Annotated in this window: 1 rRNA gene; it reads left to right on the top strand. The window is 46.3% G+C overall.

What is annotated here, in order from left to right:
- Positions 1–164, top strand: a 23S ribosomal RNA gene (locus tag DPQ25_RS14495); the annotation flags it as partial.
- Between the last annotated feature and the right edge of the window lie 82 nt (positions 165–246).

Genomic DNA, 246 nt, shown 5'->3' with positions numbered 1-246 from the left:
GGATAAACGCTGAAAGCATCTAAGCGTGAAGCCGGCTCCAAGATAAGATATCCCATAGCGAAAGCTAGTAAGGCCCCTTGAAGACTACAAGGTTGATAGGCTGCGTGTGTAAGTGTGGCAACACATTGAGCTTGGCAGTACTAATAGGCCGAGGGCTTGACCATAGGTAACTGTGGAAAGCCTTTGAGATTGTAGGTTTGGTTCGTTTATCTGCGGGTCCCTTTATTCAGTTTTCAGGGTATGTTT

It is taken from the genome of Hydrogeniiclostridium mannosilyticum, from assembly GCF_003268275.1.
GTDB lineage: Bacteria > Bacillota > Clostridia > Oscillospirales > Acutalibacteraceae > Hydrogeniiclostridium > Hydrogeniiclostridium mannosilyticum.
This window is presented reverse-complemented; position numbering and strand designations above follow the sequence as displayed.